At 63.5% G+C, this 16,559-nt stretch carries 16 protein-coding genes; 8 read left to right on the plus strand and 8 right to left on the minus strand.

Annotated features, from left to right (window positions below; translation table 11 throughout):
- Positions 1–41: 41 nt before the first annotated feature.
- From GGC64_RS05515 to fabG, 4 genes are read right to left on the minus strand one after another with little or no spacing between them, the layout of a single operon-like run.
- Entirely contained in the window at positions 42–710 is a 669-nt protein-coding gene (locus tag GGC64_RS05515; protein ID WP_192721417.1) for a GntR family transcriptional regulator, read from the minus strand.
- A gap of 2 nt (positions 711–712) precedes the next feature.
- Complete coding sequence (locus tag GGC64_RS05520; protein WP_192721418.1) at positions 713–1,906, minus strand: acyl-CoA dehydrogenase family protein; 1,194 nt, start codon at positions 1,904–1,906, stop codon at positions 713–715.
- Positions 1,903–3,117 (minus strand): acetyl-CoA C-acetyltransferase, encoded by a 1,215-nt coding sequence (locus GGC64_RS05525; RefSeq protein ID WP_192721419.1) that lies wholly within the window; start codon positions 3,115–3,117, stop codon positions 1,903–1,905. Before GGC64_RS05525 ends, GGC64_RS05520 begins: the two co-directional genes overlap by 4 nt.
- On the minus strand, positions 3,117–3,866 hold the full coding sequence (gene fabG, locus GGC64_RS05530) for a 3-oxoacyl-ACP reductase FabG (protein ID WP_192721420.1): 750 nt from the start codon (positions 3,864–3,866) through the stop codon (positions 3,117–3,119). The genes GGC64_RS05525 and fabG overlap by 1 nt, the downstream gene beginning before the upstream one ends.
- A 112-nt stretch (positions 3,867–3,978) precedes the next feature.
- Here fabG and GGC64_RS05535 point away from each other — a divergent pair, with 112 nt between their 5' ends.
- Together GGC64_RS05535 and GGC64_RS05540 are read left to right on the plus strand one after the other, a co-directional pair.
- The gene (locus GGC64_RS05535) at positions 3,979–5,148 is read left to right on the plus strand and encodes an acyl-CoA dehydrogenase family protein (RefSeq protein ID WP_192721421.1); all 1,170 of its coding nucleotides are present in this window, start codon (positions 3,979–3,981) and stop codon (positions 5,146–5,148) included.
- Complete coding sequence (locus GGC64_RS05540) at positions 5,145–5,966, plus strand: mycofactocin-coupled SDR family oxidoreductase (protein ID WP_192721422.1); 822 nt, start codon at positions 5,145–5,147, stop codon at positions 5,964–5,966. The genes GGC64_RS05535 and GGC64_RS05540 overlap by 4 nt, the downstream gene beginning before the upstream one ends.
- A gap of 1 nt (position 5,967) precedes the next feature.
- Here the strand turns inward: GGC64_RS05540 and GGC64_RS05545 are convergent, their stop codons facing one another.
- Positions 5,968–6,420, minus strand: coding sequence for a MaoC family dehydratase (locus GGC64_RS05545; protein ID WP_192721423.1), 453 nt, complete (start codon positions 6,418–6,420; stop codon positions 5,968–5,970).
- Between the two features lie 19 nt (positions 6,421–6,439).
- Positions 6,440–7,336 (minus strand): formyltetrahydrofolate deformylase, encoded by an 897-nt coding sequence (gene purU, locus GGC64_RS05550; protein WP_192721424.1) that lies wholly within the window; start codon positions 7,334–7,336, stop codon positions 6,440–6,442.
- Positions 7,337–7,833: 497 nt separating this feature from the next.
- Here purU and GGC64_RS05555 point away from each other — a divergent pair, with 497 nt between their 5' ends.
- The 3 genes from GGC64_RS05555 to GGC64_RS05565 all read left to right on the plus strand — a co-directional run bounded on the left by GGC64_RS05555 (position 7,834) and on the right by GGC64_RS05565 (position 12,588).
- Complete coding sequence (locus GGC64_RS05555; RefSeq protein WP_192721425.1) at positions 7,834–8,583, plus strand: hypothetical protein; 750 nt, start codon at positions 7,834–7,836, stop codon at positions 8,581–8,583.
- On the plus strand, positions 8,580–10,721 hold the full coding sequence (locus GGC64_RS05560; protein ID WP_192721426.1) for an Rv1355c family protein: 2,142 nt from the start codon (positions 8,580–8,582) through the stop codon (positions 10,719–10,721). Before GGC64_RS05555 ends, GGC64_RS05560 begins: the two co-directional genes overlap by 4 nt.
- Before the next feature lie 67 nt (positions 10,722–10,788).
- Positions 10,789–12,588, plus strand: a complete 1,800-nt coding sequence (locus tag GGC64_RS05565) for a bifunctional diguanylate cyclase/phosphodiesterase (RefSeq protein WP_225951480.1) — start codon at positions 10,789–10,791, stop codon at positions 12,586–12,588.
- Here GGC64_RS05565 and GGC64_RS05570 read toward each other — a convergent pair.
- Positions 12,535–13,470: an FAD-binding protein gene (locus GGC64_RS05570; protein WP_192721428.1), complete on the minus strand. Its 936-nt coding sequence runs from the start codon at positions 13,468–13,470 to the stop codon at positions 12,535–12,537. The two genes, GGC64_RS05565 and GGC64_RS05570, sit on opposite strands and share 54 nt — an antisense overlap.
- 572 nt (positions 13,471–14,042) lie before the next feature.
- On the opposite strand from GGC64_RS05570, the gene GGC64_RS05575 reads away from it, so the two are divergent.
- Positions 14,043–14,723, plus strand: coding sequence for a TetR/AcrR family transcriptional regulator (locus GGC64_RS05575; protein ID WP_192721429.1), 681 nt, complete (start codon positions 14,043–14,045; stop codon positions 14,721–14,723).
- A 63-nt stretch (positions 14,724–14,786) separates the two neighbouring features.
- The gene (locus tag GGC64_RS05580; protein WP_192721430.1) at positions 14,787–15,446 is read left to right on the plus strand and encodes a ScbR family autoregulator-binding transcription factor; all 660 of its coding nucleotides are present in this window, start codon (positions 14,787–14,789) and stop codon (positions 15,444–15,446) included.
- Here the strand turns inward: GGC64_RS05580 and GGC64_RS05585 are convergent, their stop codons facing one another.
- On the minus strand, positions 15,447–15,809 hold the full coding sequence (locus GGC64_RS05585; RefSeq protein ID WP_192722410.1) for a PAS domain S-box protein: 363 nt from the start codon (positions 15,807–15,809) through the stop codon (positions 15,447–15,449).
- Between the two features lie 143 nt (positions 15,810–15,952).
- Here GGC64_RS05585 and GGC64_RS05590 point away from each other — a divergent pair, with 143 nt between their 5' ends.
- Complete coding sequence (locus GGC64_RS05590) at positions 15,953–16,510, plus strand: hemerythrin domain-containing protein (protein WP_192721431.1); 558 nt, start codon at positions 15,953–15,955, stop codon at positions 16,508–16,510.
- Positions 16,511–16,559: the final 49 nt, after the last annotated feature.

Raw genomic sequence — 16,559 nt, forward strand, 5'->3', positions numbered from 1 at the left:
ACACGCCGATGAAATAGCCACTTTCGCGTCTGCTCGTGCAGCTAGTCGACGACGCCGCGTTGGGTGAGGTGTTCGATCAACGGCTCAGCGCCGGCGGCGAGGTGCTCGGACATCACAAGGCGCGCGCGCTTTTCGTCGTGCGCTTCCAGCGCCGCCAACAAACTGCGGTGATGCTCTGTCGACTGCTCAGGCCAGCCGGCGATGGTGGGAAACACCGATTCGGGTGCGTAGCGCGTGATCTGGGACATCAGCTGAGCGAGCTTCGGCGAGTCGGCGGACACATTGATCGCCTTGTGAAACTCATGATTGAGCCGCACCGCACGCTCATCGTCATCGCTGGCGTATGCATCCTCCAGCTCGGCCTGAATCTTTTCGAGTTCGCGCAATTGCTCGTCGGTGATGTTGGCCGCCGCCCGCGCCGCGAGCTCGCCGCCGATGTGCGCCTGCACGTTGGAGACGTCGGTGAGGTCACGCGCGGTCACCGGCACCACCGCAAAGCCGCGCCGAGGCTGCTGAACCAATAGGCCTTCGGCGGTGAGCATGAACAGCGCCTCCCGCACCGGCGTAACGCTGACTCCCAGTTCCACGGCCAACTGATCCAGCCGGATGTATTGGCCCGCGGCGTAGGTGCCGTCGAAGATGCGCTTGCGCACATATCGCGCGACGTCATCTGCCAGCTGGGGCCGAAACGCGAATTCCGCTGTGGTCATGGTCAGATCCGATAATCGGCGAGCAGTCGCTTGCTGATGATGTTCTTCTGGATCTCGCTGGTGCCCTCACCGATCAACAGGAACGGGGCGTCGCGCATCAACCGCTCGATCTCGTATTCCTTGGAATAACCGTAGCCGCCGTGGATGCGGAAGCTCTGCTGGGTCACCTCGGCACAGAACTCGCTCGCCAGGTACTTGGCCATGCCCGCGGCGACATCGTTGCGTTCCCCGGAATCCTTCAGCCGGGCCGCATTGACCATCATCAGGTGGGCGGCTTCGATTTTCGTTGCCATCTCGGCCAATTGGAAGGCGATCGCCTGGTGGTCGGCAATCGGCTTGCCGAACGTCTGGCGCTGCTGCGCATACCGCACCGCGAGTTCGAACGCGCGGATTCCGACACCGCATGCCCTGGCGGACACGTTCACCCGCCCGACCTCGATGCCGTCCATCATCTGGAAGAAGCCCTGGCCCGGCGCCTCACCCAGGATGTCGTCGGCGCTTGCGGCGTAGCCGTCGAAGATCAGCTCGGTGGTGTCGATGCCCTTGTAGCCGAGCTTGTCGATCTTGCCCGGAATGGTCAGCCCTGGCGCGACTTCGCCGAAGCCGGTGGGCTTTTCGATCAGGAAAGCCGTCAGGTTACGGTGCGGCTTCTCGGCTCCCTCGTCGGTGCGCACGAGCGTTGCGACCAGAGTCGAGCTGCCGCCGTTGGTCAGCCACATCTTCTGGCCGTCGATGATGTACGTGCCATCGGGGTTGCGTCTGGCCCTGGTACGGATCGCTGCGACGTCGGAGCCGAGTTCGGGCTCGGACATCGAGAACGCGCCACGCGTCTCCCCCGTCGCCATCCGCGGCAGGTAATGCTGCTTCTGGCGATCGGTGCCGTGCTGCCGAATCATGTACGCGACGATGAAGTGGGTGTTGATCACACCCGAGATGCTCATCCAGCCGCGGGCAAGCTCCTCGACGCACAGCGCGTAGGTGAGCAGCGATTCGCCGAGCCCGCCGTACTCCTCCGGGATCATCAACCCGAACAGGCCCATCTCCTTCATCGCATCCACGATGGCCTGTGGATAGGTGTCGGAGTGCTCGAGTTCCTGCGCGGTCGGGATGACTTCCTTGTCGACGAATTGCCTGACCGTGCTGATGATTTCGGTCTGGAACTCGGTGAGGCCCAGCGTCTGCGCAAGTTTCGTCATGCGCCGACCCTCTCGAACACGGCAGCCAGTCCCTGCCCGCCGCCGATGCACATCGTTTCCAGGCCGTAGCGGGCGCCGCGGCGGTTCAGTTCGCGGGCGAGCGTGGCGAGCATCCGGCCACCTGTTGCGCCGACGGGGTGCCCGAGCGAGATGCCCGACCCGTGCACGTTCGTCCGCTCGAGGTCCGCCGCACCGAATTGCCACTCGCGCATCACCGCAAGCGCCTGGGCTGCGAACGCCTCGTTGAGTTCGATCAGATCGATGTCCGACAACTTCAGCCCAGCCTTGCGCAGCGCCACCTCGGTCGCGGGCACCGGACCGATACCCATGATGTTGGGGGCGACACCGGCCGACCCCCATGAAACCAGCCGTACCAACGGGGTCAATCCGAGTTCGTCGGCCTTCTGCGGCGTCGTCACGATGCACATGGATGCCGCGTCGTTTTGACCGCTGGAGTTGCCCGCGGTGACGGTGGCCTCCGGATCCTGCTTCAACAGAACGGGTTTCAGTTTGCTCAGCGACTCGACCGAGGTGTCCGCGCGCGGATGCTCATCGGTGTCGATCAGTTCCTCACCCTGGCGGGTGCGCACGGCGACCGCAATGATCTCTTCGGCGAGGATGCCATCCTTCTGCGCGGCGACCGCGCGTTGGTGCGACGTCACCGCCAACTCGTCCTGCTCCTGGCGAGGGATGCCGTACTGCTTGCGCAGATTCTCCGCAGTCTCGAGCATGCCGCCTGCCACCGGATGATTTCGCCCGCCTGCGGTGGTGCGTCCGCGCGCGAGGCTGTCGTGCACCTGCACCCCGGTGCGGGCGCCGCCCCAGCGCATATCGGTCGAGTAGAAGGTGACATTGCTCATGCTCTCGGCACCGCCCGCGACCACAATGTCGTTGTCGCCGTTGGCAACCTGCAACGCGGCCTGGATGACCGCTTGCAGACCCGAACCACATCGGCGGTCGACCTGCATGCCCGGAACGGTCACCGGCAGTCCCGCATCCAGCGCCACCACACGCCCGATCGCCGGCGCCTCGCTGCTGGGATAGCAGTGGCCGAGGATGACGTCGTCCACTGCGCCACGCTCGATTCCGGTGCGCTCCAGCAGTCCGTTCAGCGCTGCGACGCCGAGGTCGACGGCCGTCAGTGATTTGAACATGCCGCCGTAGCGGCCGATCGGTGTTCGAACGGGTTCGCAGATAACGGCCTCGCGCATCAGATGTGCCTCCCGCCGGTCACCTCGAGGACGGTGCCAGTCATGTACGACGACAGATCGCTGGCGAGGAACAACGCAACCTTGGCGACTTCAGTCGGCTCGCCTGCTCGGCCCATCGGCACCTCCGCCAGCTTCTGGTCCCAAATGTGTTGGGGCATGGCTTCTGTCATCGCGGATCGGATGAGTCCCGGCTGGATCGCGTTGACCCGCACACCGAGGTGGGCCAGTTCCTTGGCTGCGGCCTTGGTCATGCCGACGATGCCTGCCTTGGCCGCGGAATAGTTGGTCTGCCCGATCAGGCCGACCTTGCCGGATATCGAGGACATGTTCACGATCGCGCCGCGCTTGTTCTCGCGCATGATCGCCGCGGCGGCCTTGAGACCGTTCCAGGTGCCTTTAAGATGCACGGCGATGACTTGGTCGAACTGTTCCTCGGTCATCTTTCGCAACGTCGCGTCGCGGGTGATTCCTGCGTTGTTGACCATGATGTCGAGGCCGCCGAACCGTTCGACGGCGGCGCCGACGAGCGCGTCGACCTCGTCGGCCTTGGTCACGTCGCAGCGCACGGCGAGGGCAACTTGATCTTTCGAGTCGCCGCCAAGCTGTTTGGCCGCCGCCTCCGTTGCGCCGAGGTCGAGATCGCCAAGCACGACCCGCGCGCCCTCGGCGATGAACTGCTCGGCGATGGCCAACCCGAGACCCTGCGCACCGCCCGTGACAACCGCGGTCTGACCGGTCAGCAACGACACCTGATCACCCCTTTTTCGCTGGTCAGGCCCCGAAGAGGGCCCCGTCAATCGAACATCATATTTCATATATGATTTTGCGAGCACCTGGCCCCACTCGTCGCAGAGGAGCGCGATGACCACCGAAGTCAGCGATGACGATTTCCAGGAGATCCTGGTCCAGACCCGGCACTTCATCCGCACCGCCGTGGTCCCCCGGGAGCAGGAGATCCTCGCCGAGGACCGCGTCCCCGACGACCTGCGCGACCACGCCAAGAAAATGGGGCTGTTCGGGTACGCGATCCCGCAGGAGTGGGGCGGCCTCGGACTCAACCTCGCCCAGGACGTCGAGCTCGCGATGGAGCTGGGCTATACATCACTGGCACTGCGGTCGATGTTCGGCACCAACAACGGCATCGCCGGCCAGGTGCTCGTCGGCTTCGGCACCGAGGAGCAGAAGGCACGCTGGCTGGAGCCAATGGCTTCAGGGCTGGTCGCCTCGTTCGCATTGACCGAACCCGGTGCGGGATCGAATCCGTCCGGCCTGCGTACGAAAGCCGTTCGTGACGGCCAAGATTGGATCATCAACGGGCAGAAGCGGTTCATCACCAATGCGCCGATGGCCGACCTGTTCGTCGTGTTCGCCCGCACCCGGCCCGCCGACGACGACGGCCCCGGCATCGCCGTGTTCCTGGTGCCCGCCGACGCGGCCGGTGTCGTCGTCGGCGCCAAGGACGCCAAGATGGGCCAAGAAGGCGCATGGACCGCCGACGTCAGTTTCGATGACGTCCGCGTCCCCGACGAGGCGCTGATCGGCGGAAGCGAAGACATCGGCTACCGGGCCGCGATGACGTCGCTTGCGCGCGGTCGCGTGCATATCGCCGCGCTGGCCGTCGGAATTGCGCAGCGTGCCCTCGACGAATCCGTTGCCTACGCCGCCACCGCCACGCAGGGCGGCACCGCGATCGGGAACTTCCAATTGGTACAAGCCATGCTCGCCGACATGCAAACCGGAGTGCTGGCGGGGCGCGCACTCGTCCGCGACACCGCACGGGCCTGGATCAGCGGCGAGGATCGCAGGATCGCGCCGTCGGCAGCCAAGCTCTATTGCACCGAAATGGCCGGCCACGTAGCCGATCTCGCGGTGCAGGTGCACGGCGGCAGCGGCTACATGCGTGAGGTCCCCGTCGAGCGGATCTACCGCGACGTACGGCTGTTGAGGTTGTACGAAGGCACCAGTGAAATCCAGCGACTGATCATCGGATCGAATCTGGTCAAGGCGGCACAGAAGGCGGCCAAGAAATGAGCGGACGGCTCGAGGACAAGGTCGCGTTCATCACCGGAGCGGCGCGCGGACAGGGCCGCGCCCATGCCGTCCGGATGGCCACCGAGGGCGCCGACATCATCGCCGTCGACATCGCGGGCACGCTTCCGCCCTGCGTCCCTTACGATTCCGCTACACCCGACGATCTCGCCGAGACGGTTGCGCTCGTCGAAGCGACCGGCCGCAAGATCCTTGCCTCCATTGTCGACGTACGCGATGGCGAGGGACTCCGCAAGGCCGTCGATGACGGCGTGACCGCACTGGGCCGACTCGACATCATCGTCGCCAACGCCGGTGTATCCGCTCCGCAGACGTGGGATGCCATCTCCGCCGAGGACTTCCGCGACGTGATGGATATCAACGTCACCGGCACCTGGAACACCGTCATGGCGGGAGCGCAGAAGATCATCGACGGTGGCCGAGGCGGATCGATCATCTTGATCAGCTCTGCCGCCGGAATCAAGATGCAGCCGTTCATGGTGCATTACACCGCGAGCAAGCACGCGGTCACCGGGATGGCCCGCGCGTTCGCCGCCGAACTGGGCAGGCACTCGATCCGCGTCAACAGCGTGCATCCCGGCGCGGTCAACACGCTGATGGGAAGCGGCGACATGATCGGCTCGCTCGGCCGCGCCATCGAGACCTATCCGCAACTGGCGCAGATGATCACGCCGTTTCTGCCGACCTGGGCCGCAGAGCCAGAAGACATCGCCGACGCGGTGTGCTGGCTGGCCAGCGAGGAGTCGAAAAACGTTACCGCGGCGGCGATCTCAATCGATCAAGGCATGACGCAGTATTGAGTCAGCCGATGAAGCGGACGATCGACTCGGCAACCGCGGCCGGCTTGTCCGATCCTTCGATTTCCACAGTGGTAGTCAGCGTCGCCTGCACCGCGCCGTCGAGCTGGTCGACCTTGGCGATCTCGGCACGCGCCCGAAGTTTCGCCCCTACCTTGACCGGGGTGATGAAGCGGACCTTGTTGTAGCCGTAGTTGATGGCCATAGCGATGTTGCCGACCGTGTACATCTGCGATGTGAAATGCGGCAGCAGCGACAACGTCAGCAGGCCATGCGCGATGGTGCCGCCGAACGGGCCGCCGGCAGCACGCTCCGGATCGACGTGGATCCACTGATGGTCATCGGTGGCGTCGGCGAACAGATTGACGCGCTCCTGCGTAACCTCCAGCCAATCGGTCGGACCGAGCTGGCTGCCCTGGGCAGCGACGAACTCGTCCAACCCACTGAACTTCTTCACCACTTCTCTCCTTCACCGCCTAAAAGACCACCGTCTGGTTGCCGTATCGGATGATGCGGTCCTCACAGTGCCACAGCACCGCGCGCGACAGAACAAGGCGTTCGACATCGGCACCGAGACGGACCAGATCTTCGACGCCGTGGCGATGGTCCACCCGCACTACGTCCTGCTCGATGATGGGACCGTCGTCGAGGTCCTCGGTCACGTAATGAGCTGTCGCACCGACGAGTTTGACGCCACGCTCCTTTGCCCGCCGATACGGCGCTGCCCCGATGAAGGCGGGCAGAAACGAATGATGAATGTTGATCGTCGGACAGCCGACTTCTGCCAGAAATTGCGGGGTGAGGATCTGCATGTAGCGTGCCAACACCACCAGATCGACGTTTCCTCGTAACAAGTCGAGTTGTCGTCGTTCTGCGTCGGCGCGAATATCCTTCGTCGAGGGCACATGCAGGAATGGCACAGAAAATGGCCGCACCTGATCTGCAAGATCCGGATGGTTGGAAATCACCATCACGACCGACATGTCGAGCTCGCCCCTGCGATTGCGCCACAACAGATCAAGCAGGCAGTGGTCCTCCTTCGACGCCATGATTGCGACCCGTTTTGGCTTGGCGGCCTCGGTCAAGCGGAAATCCATATCGAACTGCAAGGCGACCTGCTCACGGAAATCCCGTTCCAGTCCATCGCGCGCAGCCGTCAAACCAGGCAGGTTGAATATCGTCCGCTGCATGAACGTGCCGCCGGACTGTTCGGTGGAATGCTGATCCAGCGACACGATGTTGGCGCCCGCGTTCGCCAGGAATGCGGTCACCGCCGCCACCAACCCCGGTCGATCGTCGCAGCGCAGCAGTAATCGACCCACGTCCTTCACCCGCACGTCCCCGCGACCTGGGCTCGGGTAGCCCTCCTCCACGGGCTTCAGGGTTCCATCCCGTTGGGTATCCGGTCGTGAAAACTGCACATCTCACGCCGGCTGGGGCCGCTGTCATGCGACTGAGCGTGGTCTCGCACGTTGCCGACGGGCAGCGGGTTAACGAGTCGGCAGGGTCCAAACCCGATAGTGCCGCGCAAGTGCGGGACCCCGTTCGCACCCGAATTCCACTGGCTCAATCAACGCACAGCGAAAAGATGGCAGAAACCCTTACGCTGCCGTCAACGCAATTAATGTTATTGGCTGACAACTTCGCCAAGGAGACGCCCCGAGGATGATCACCAGTGGAAATTCAACCAGGCACGATTGCCGAGAAGCTGCCAACAGCTTGCTGCGAGGCACATTATTTGTGAGCCGACATCGACGTACAGGAAAAGATTCTATTGCTAGCTGGAATCCAAGTAAGTCGTGGCGAGATACTGATCTGCGACAGCCGGCCACAACGCCGTTGTTGGCCGACTGCCCGAGAAGGGACAAGAATGACCGTTCCCAAGTCTGAGGCCGCCCGCCGCAACTTTGTCAGCCTGAAGCGGACTCCAAGTTGTTGGGATCCGGACAGTGAAACCACGGTGGTATTCGCACAACCGGCGACCGAACGAGACCTCTGGTTGGACTACGTCCGTGGTGCGTGCGAGAACTACCGCAAACACGGCGTGGAAAGGGCACTCGATATGGATGCGCTCCGCAGCGGTGCCGACACGGTCATATTCGCCGCCTGTGTGAATGACGCGGGCAGGGTCGTTGCCGGTTTGCGTGGACGGGGCCCCTATCAATCCGCCGATGAATGCCACGCACTTCTCGAATGGAGTGGTCAGCCCGGCCTCGCCGCTGTCCGCAAAATGGTCGCCGACCGGATACCGTTCGGCGTAGTTGAAATGAAAACCGCATGGGTGGCCGACGATCCCGAGCGCGGCCGGCAACTCACCAGTGCCATCTCCCGTACTCCCCTTCACGCGATGCCACTTCTCGATATTCAGTTCATCGTCGCGACGGCGGCAGAGTATGTGCTGAAGCGCTGGCTATCCTCGGGTGGGCAGCTGGCGACGAAGATCCCCGCGACGCCCTATCCGGACCACCGCTACCAGACGAAGCTCGCATGGTGGGACCGCAGCACATTCGCCAAACACGCTGACCCCAAACAGCTTTCATTGTTCTTTGCCGAGCAGAAAGAACTGGCCAAACGAGTCGACCAGTCAACCGACATCGTTACCGCCGGAACCATGCGATGATCTCTGGCTCCGACGATGGCCAGCGGTGCAACGGAATAGTTCTTGACACCGACGATCCCGCGAGTGCCGCACTGCTAGACAACCTGCGCGCCGACGCACGGATCGAGTTCGTCGACAATGTGCGCCAACAGTCGGCGACGCTGTTGGAACTCAGGCCATCGCCCTCGCCCGAGCTGACGGCCGAGCCGACCCGGTGGGTGTATTACCCGTGGCGGCGGACGGTGGTCAGTGTGCTCGGGCCACGCGCATTTCGGCTGGTGCGGCTCGACCGAAACAGGAACTTGATCACCGCCGAGGAGCTCGATCAGTTGAGCCGGCTCCGCATCGGCGTCGTCGGTCTGAGCGTCGGGCACGCGATCGCCTACACCCTTGCGGCCCAAGGGTTGTGCGGTGAGCTGCGGCTGACTGACTTCGACGACATGGAGCTGTCCAACCTGAATCGGGTGCCGGCGTCGGTCTTCGACCTCGGCGTCAACAAGGCAGTGGTGTGCGCCAGGCGGATCGCCGAGCTCGACCCGTACCTGCCAGTGACTGTAATGACGACCGGTATCACGCCGCAGACAGTCGATGACTTTCTGAACGGTGTTGACATCGTCATCGAGGAATGCGACTCACTCGACGCGAAAGTCCTTGTCCGCGAGGCTGCCAGGGCGCGACACCTTCCCGTGTTGATGGCAACCAGTGACCGCGGTCTACTCGATGTGGAGAGGTTCGACATCGATCCTTCTCGTCCGCTCATGCACGGGCTGCTGGGCGATCTGAATGTCGCAAGCCTCGCCAATCTGACCACCAAGGACAAGTTGTCCTACGCGCTGCGCATGACCGATGCGACCCGCGTGTCCCCTCGGATGGCCGCATCTCTTGTCGAAATCGGCAAGACGTTATCGACCTGGCCGCAGCTCTCATCGGAGGTAGCGCTCAACGTGTCGGTCGTCGCCGAAGCGGTCCGGCGAATCGGACTGCACGAGAAACTGCCCTCCGGCCGGGTTCGAATTGACACCGCAGCCGCGCTCGATGCGCTCACAGAGCCCCCGATGGTGGCCCCCGATCCCCCACCTGTCGAGGAACCGGGACAACAGGAGGCGCCGACCGGGCCTTCGGAAATCGTCGCCGCCGCGGCGGGCCGCGCACCTTCTGGTGGCAACGCCCAGCCATGGCGCATCGAGGCGCACGACGGCGCGATCCGCATCCGGCTGGCGCCAGAGGACACGACGGCGATGGACGTGCAGTACCGCGCAAGCGCCGTGGCTCTTGGCGCGGCGACGTTCAACGCAAGGGTCGCCGCGGCAGCACATGGCTTTGTCGGCGACGTCGACTTCCAACCGGGCGACGAAGCATCTCCCATCAACGCAGTCGTGCGCCTCGCGCCCGGCGACCAACCAGAACTCACCGCGATGTACGACGCAATGCTGCGCCGAGAGACGAATCGTCGCAAGGGTGAACGCATCCCGATCGCGGCGCAAACCCGCGAGCTGCTCGCTGCGGCCGCACGCGCCGAAGGCGCCCGGCTTCAGATCATCAGTGAGTCAACGGATCTCGACCGCGCAGGAAGTGTTCTCGCGGCAGCAGACCGCATCCGTTATCTGACGCCGCGGCTGCACTCGGAGATGTTCGCGGAGCTTCGCTTCCCAGGGGATCCCGCACCGGAGTCGGGTATCGATATCCGCACGCTCGAACTCGATCCTGCCGATCTGGTGATGCTCGACATCTTGCGGCGCTCCGAGGTGATGGCGAACCTGGCGGCATGGGATGCCGGGACCGCGCTTGGCGAGGATACGTATCAGCGGGTGATCGCGAGCGCCGCGATCGGCATCATTTCCGTGTCCGGTCAGCGACTCACCGACTATGCCCGCGGCGGGTCGGCCGCCGAATCGGTATGGATCACAGCACAACAGCACGGCCTTGCCGTCCAACCCGTTTCACCGGCCTTTCTGTATGCGCACGACGACGAGGATCTGCGTGAGCTCTCGCCGGCTTTCGCCGGGGAACTGCGTGATCTGCAATACAATTTCCGCAAGCTGGCCAATACCGAGGCAACCGAATCACAGGTCTTGGTACTCAGGTTCAGTCGCGCACGGAGGCCATCGGTGGCTAGCCGGCGTCGTGGGCCACATCACGTCTCGTCCCCAACGGGCTGACCCGATACGGAGGATCTAGGTGCCAAGCAGCCTGGAGCTGGTCGTCACGTCAGTCGCTACCCAACTGATGGGCGTCAACGCAGCCACCTCGGTCCAGGTGAGTCAGCGCGTGTTGGCGGATCTCGTCGAGTACTTCGATGTCGACGTCAGCTTCTTGCGTCGCAACGATCACAGCATCCGCGCGTCGATATTGGTCGCCGAATGGCCGGTCCGCCCTGGAATCCCCGACCCGGACCCGCTGGCCGTCGTCTACTTCGCCGATGCCGATCCGGTTTTCGCGCTCGCCGAGCATCAGAAGGAACCCGTCGTCTTTCGTCCGGAACCCGCGACCGATGACTACCAACGCACGATCAACGAGAGCAGGCAGGTCCCGGCGACGTCGATGGCGTGTGTGCCGTTGCTGTCTGGCGACGAAACATCCGGCGTGCTCGGCTTCGTCAAGTTCGGTGACCGCGACTGGTCCGCGGAAGAACTCAACGCACTGAAGGCGATCGCATCGCTGTTCGCTCAGGTGCAGGCCCGTGTGCTCGCCGAAGAACAACTGCGCTACCTGGCCGAACACGACGACCTGACCGGTCTGCACAACCGCCGCGCGCTGCTGGCGCACCTCGACGCGCGACTGGCGGCCGGCCAGCCGGGTCCGGTGTCGGCGTTGTTCTTCGACCTGGACCGGTTGAAGGCCATCAACGACTACCTCGGCCACACCGCGGGTGACTGGTTCATCCGCGTTCTGGCCAAACGCCTGCGTGAAGGAGTCGACGGCCCGAGCCTCATCGCCCGGCTCGGTGGTGACGAGTTCGTGGTCGTGCCAGCCAATTCGATGGACGCGGATACCGCAGAGCAGCTGGCCTATCGACTGCAGTCGACGCTGCGCAAACGCGTTGCGATCGACGGCGAAATGCTGACTCGGACTGTGAGTATCGGTGTGGCACTTGGCGTTCCGGGCCGCGACACCACCTCGGACCTGCTCCGGCGCGCCGACCAGGCGGTGCTGACCGCGAAGGGCTCCGGCGGCAACACGGTTGCGGTGTTCTCCGACGAGATGTCGTTGGAAAGCGAGTTCCGCAACGACATCGAGCTTCATCTGCAGAGTGTGATCGAAAGCGGATCGCTGCTGCTGCACTATCTGCCCGAAGTGGACATGCGCACCGGCGAGATCCTGGCCGCCGAGGCGCTGGTGCGATGGGAGCATCCCACCCGCGGGCTGCTGTCCCCCGATTCGTTCATCGGGGTGGCCGAATCGATAAATCTCGCTGGCGAATTGGGCCGTTGGGTGATGCGTTCGGCCTGCGCGGAATTCGCGCGATGGCGCTCGCGTGGCGTAGGACTTGATGCAGTGTTGCGCATCAACGTGTCACCGGTTCAACTGGTCACCGACGGCTTCGTCGAGTCGGTCGCCGACATCACCGCCGAATTCGGCCTCGCCCGCGGATCGGTGTGCTTGGAGATCACCGAAAGTGTTGTGGTACAGGACATTGAGACCACACGGATCACCCTCGCCGGCCTGAAGCAGGCCGGCGTGCAGGTCGCGATCGACGACTTCGGCACGGGGTACAGCGTGCTGTCGCACCTGAAGTCGCTGCCCGTCGACACCCTCAAGATCGACAGAGGATTCGTCCGCGACCTCGGAGCCAATCCCGGCGATCTCGCGATCGTGCGCGCCATCATCGCGCTGGCGGATGCGTTCGGTTTGCAGTTGGTGGCCGAGGGTGTGGAAACCGAGGCGGCAGCCCTCACGCTGCTGCGCCACGGCTGCTACCGCGCGCAGGGATTCCTGTTGTCGCGCCCCATCGAGGGCAATGCAATGGAGGCCCTACTGGCCAGGGGACGGATACCCGTCGACTTTTCCGCAGCGCCACGTCTCTAGATGGCTGTGTGTCTCGTGCATGTTGACGAACAAGCGTCGAGTCACGGAGCGGCAGTTGGATGCGGCACTTTTGGTGAAGGGCTGCGATGTCAGCAGTTCGACGCGACCGAAGCGACTGGCGGTCTGGCCGACCAGGCACAAGCGCAGTGGAGCGTCGTCGGCGGGCAATGCCTGACCGGTCGCCGGAGCCACGTACGGTCCGCCGCTGGCGACGGTCACACCGTGTCGAGCGCGAACCGCCAGCGGGCCAGTCGGGGTCGTGAACTCGGCACCGACCACGGCGCCTTCCTCGAACACGAGCCGCTCGAGCGAGGTGCCGTGATGAATGTCGATGTCGCGCTCTACAGCCTGTGCAGTGAGCCAATCCAGAACGGAGCCGTTTACGTTGGCGGGATCGGGTGTGATCGAGCCGATTTCGGCGACCTCGATCGAGTCACCGTCAACGGTGCGTAGCGTAGTTGACTGCCAATCAGCCACGCGGGTGTAGAGATAGCCGTACGGCGATACCAGGCAACGCGCGGCCCAATCTCTGAGGCGGGCGCCGACGAACGGCATGACGACCCCACGCGGATCCACGGGCTCGGCGTGATCAACCACCCTGATCGGTACGTCAGCGTCCCGCGTCGACCTGGTCAGCGGACCAAGGTCAGCAGACAGCGAGGAGAAGTATTCGTTTGTGTCGGGATCCGAAGTGTCGATGTCGAGCCAATGCAGTCGGTCGATCCTGGACCGGACCGCGACAGCCGCCCCTCCGGGGCCGTGCGCCTCGCGGGAGCTGGCGAGGAAAACGTCGCCGCCAAGGTCGACGACCGCCACCGAGTGCGCCAGTCCGGCGACCCCTGTACCGGTACATATGACGTCGACTTCTTCGTCCCAGTTCACCGTTAATTACCTCGATATTGCTAAATCGTCTGATAGCGGCACAGACAACGGGAACGCCGTTGTCGTCCTGACTGCGCCGAGAGCCGAGTTTTGGCGGTCACGCTCGATGAATCGGGTGAGTACTTCAAACGTTCGACATGACGTTGCCACAGCCCGCGCAGGGGTTCGAGGGGGTTTGCCAACGCGGACTATGGCAACCGTATGAAAATACCACTGGGATTTGCTCGGTGATAGGGCAATCCGGCGTGACATAGGCCCACTGACCTCGGAATCAGCTGTCCGCGGCCGCCCGGCGAACGCCGGACCAAGAGTCATCACAATGTGTACCTTACATACCTTTTGGCTGATATGCAGACCAAAATGTGACCTAAAGTATTGACGTTCTGATTTGCCCCATGAGCCGCGCGCGGACTGCGCCGAGGAGGACCGTTGACGGCTTTGCCCTGAAAACCGGCGCGCCTACTCCTGCCGCTTATAGGCAACGGGTGAAAGAATCTCCAGAATTGACTAATTTACGGAAACCACGATTATCCGACCACCGGCGCCACCACTTTCCAGATTGAGGCTCGGCAGTGACCGAACAGCTCGACAGGCGAGCGGACACCACGCGGCAACAGATTCTGCGCGCCGCGTCGCGGCAGTTCGCGCGCAGGCCGTATAGCTTGGTCAGCCTCGATGACATCCTGGCCGACGCGGAAGTCACCAAGGGCGCGATGTATTTCCACTTCCGGTCCAAGCACGCGCTGGCGATGGCGATCATCGAACACCGGTTTGTGCTTGCGTCGGCGGCGGTCAACGAGCTGCTGGCGCGCAAGCTTTCGGGGCTGGAGACGCTGATCGACATCGTGTACCTGGTCGCGATCGAAGACATCGGCGACGAGATCGCCCGCGCCGGCTTGAATCTCCTGGAATCCATTGGCCGCACTGACGGTCTGCAAGCAGATGTGCTGACGCAGTGGGTAGACGCGTTCGCCGCGATCGCAGGCAAGGCCATCAAAGACGGCGACATCATCGCCGACCGCGATGCGCATGGCATCGCGAAGCTCTTGGTGTCGATGTACCTCGGTCTGCGCCAGACAAGCAATCTCGCTGAGCCCGACCAGTTTCTGCGCGACCTGGAGAACATCTGGGCACTTGTGCTACCCGGTTTCGTCAAACCTGACCGGATCGACTATCTCAACCAGTTCATCAAGCGGCGCACGGCCGTTGCGCAAAAGAAGGCGACACCGCTTGCAGCGGATGCTCTAGGTTAGGATGCCCTTCAGGCCGTAGCCCACCCTGGATAGGCCGACGGAACCCCCGGAGGTACTCGGACGATGGTGCGCCAAGCGCGATCCGAGGCTACTCGCAAAAAGATCATCACATCGGCGGTCGAACTCTTCAACGAAATCGGTTATCCGGCTACCGGATTGGGCGACATCATTGAACGGGCCGAGATGACCAAGGGCGCCCTGTACTACCACTTCGACTCAAAAGAATCGCTTGCGACCGCGATCATCGAAGAGGGCAGCACACGCCTCGCCGAGGCTTTCCGGAGCATCTCCAGCTCCTCGGCGCCGGCACTGGAAAGCATGATCCACGGTGTGTTCGTCGTTGCCGACCTGATGGCCACCGACCAGATCGCCCGCAGCGGAACGCAACTCTTGCGGGCCTTCGGTGAATTCAACGATGTGGCCGAACGGACATACAGCGGTTGGACGGCCGAGATGACGAAGCGCACGCGTCAGGCCATCGACGAGGGCGACGTGCGTGCTGAGCTCGACCCGCAGGCGATCGGCGAGACGATCATCGGCGCCATGCTGGGAGTGGAGTTGCTGGCGAGTGCGATTACCGCGGGAACCGACGTGTTGGAGCGGGTGGCTCGGGCTTGGCAGGTACTGCTGCCTGGGATCGTGAGCCAAGATTCGCTGGCGTACTTCGAGGAGTTTCTGGCGCGCGAGTCGATGCGGCACTCCCCTGCGCCGCTGGCCGACTGACTAAATCTCGTCAACCCACAGTCGTTCGGTCAGGTCCTGGAACGTGGCCAGCGCCAGGGGGTCATCACCGCGCAGCAGGGCTGACTTGCTCATCCGGGCACGCACGATGGAGCCGTCCTGGTGCACGAGCTCCACGATCAGCTCAGCATGGGCGCGCACGACAGATACAACGGAATCATCAGCGGGCATGGTGTGGAAGATCTGCCGGAACTGCAAAGCCTTGACCGCATCGGGCGGGTAACCGAGCATCTCGCCGAACGCCGCATTGGCGAACAGGATGTTGCCGTGCTCGTCGATCGCAAGCACCGGGACCGGAAACCGTTCCAGCACCACCAACGCCGGGAGCTCCTGGAGAAGGGCCATCGGGTCCTGACGTTCCTTGCCATCTCGTCGCCGCTCCACGCCCCCGATTATGGCCGTTGTCTCGAGGCTCGTCACCGTGAACGCGCTGAGCGTTTAAGCGGCGGCATCCGGGGTAGCTCGCAACCACGAATCGAGGAGGGGCCATGACCACCGCACACCAGCAGGACATCATCGACGATGTCATCACCGATCATCGCGAGGTCGAAGAGGTCTTCGCCGAAATCGAGAAGGGCGGCGGCGGCAAGAAGCGCGACCTAGTCGAGCACGTCATCGCCGAGTTGGTCCGGCATTCCGTCGCCGAAGAGCAGTACCTCTACCCCGTCGCGCGGCGGGTCCTGCCCGACGGCGACAAGATCGTCGAACACGAGTTGGAAGAACACGCCGAGGCCGAACAGGTGATGAAGTCGCTCGAAGAGACCGATGCCGAGGACCCGAAGTTCGACGAGTTGACTCGCAAACTGATCGACGCGATCCGCCACCACGTCGAGGACGAGGAGAAGGATCTGCTGCCGAAGCTTCGCGAGGCGTGTGATTCCGCGGAGCTTCGTGACCTCGGCGAGAAGTTCGAGAACAGCAAGAAGATGGCCCCGACGCGACCCCACCCCTCAGCTCCCGATCGGCCGCCTGCCAACAAGATCCTGGGGCCGGGCCTCGGTCTCATCGATCGGATGCGGGACGCGCTGAGCGGGCGCAACACCTGAATGGCGATTAACTTAACCGGCCCCCGGAGTTGGTCCACTTAACTAACTA

The organism is Mycobacterium sp. OAS707, from assembly GCF_014873705.1.
Lineage (GTDB): Bacteria > Actinomycetota > Actinomycetes > Mycobacteriales > Mycobacteriaceae > Mycobacterium.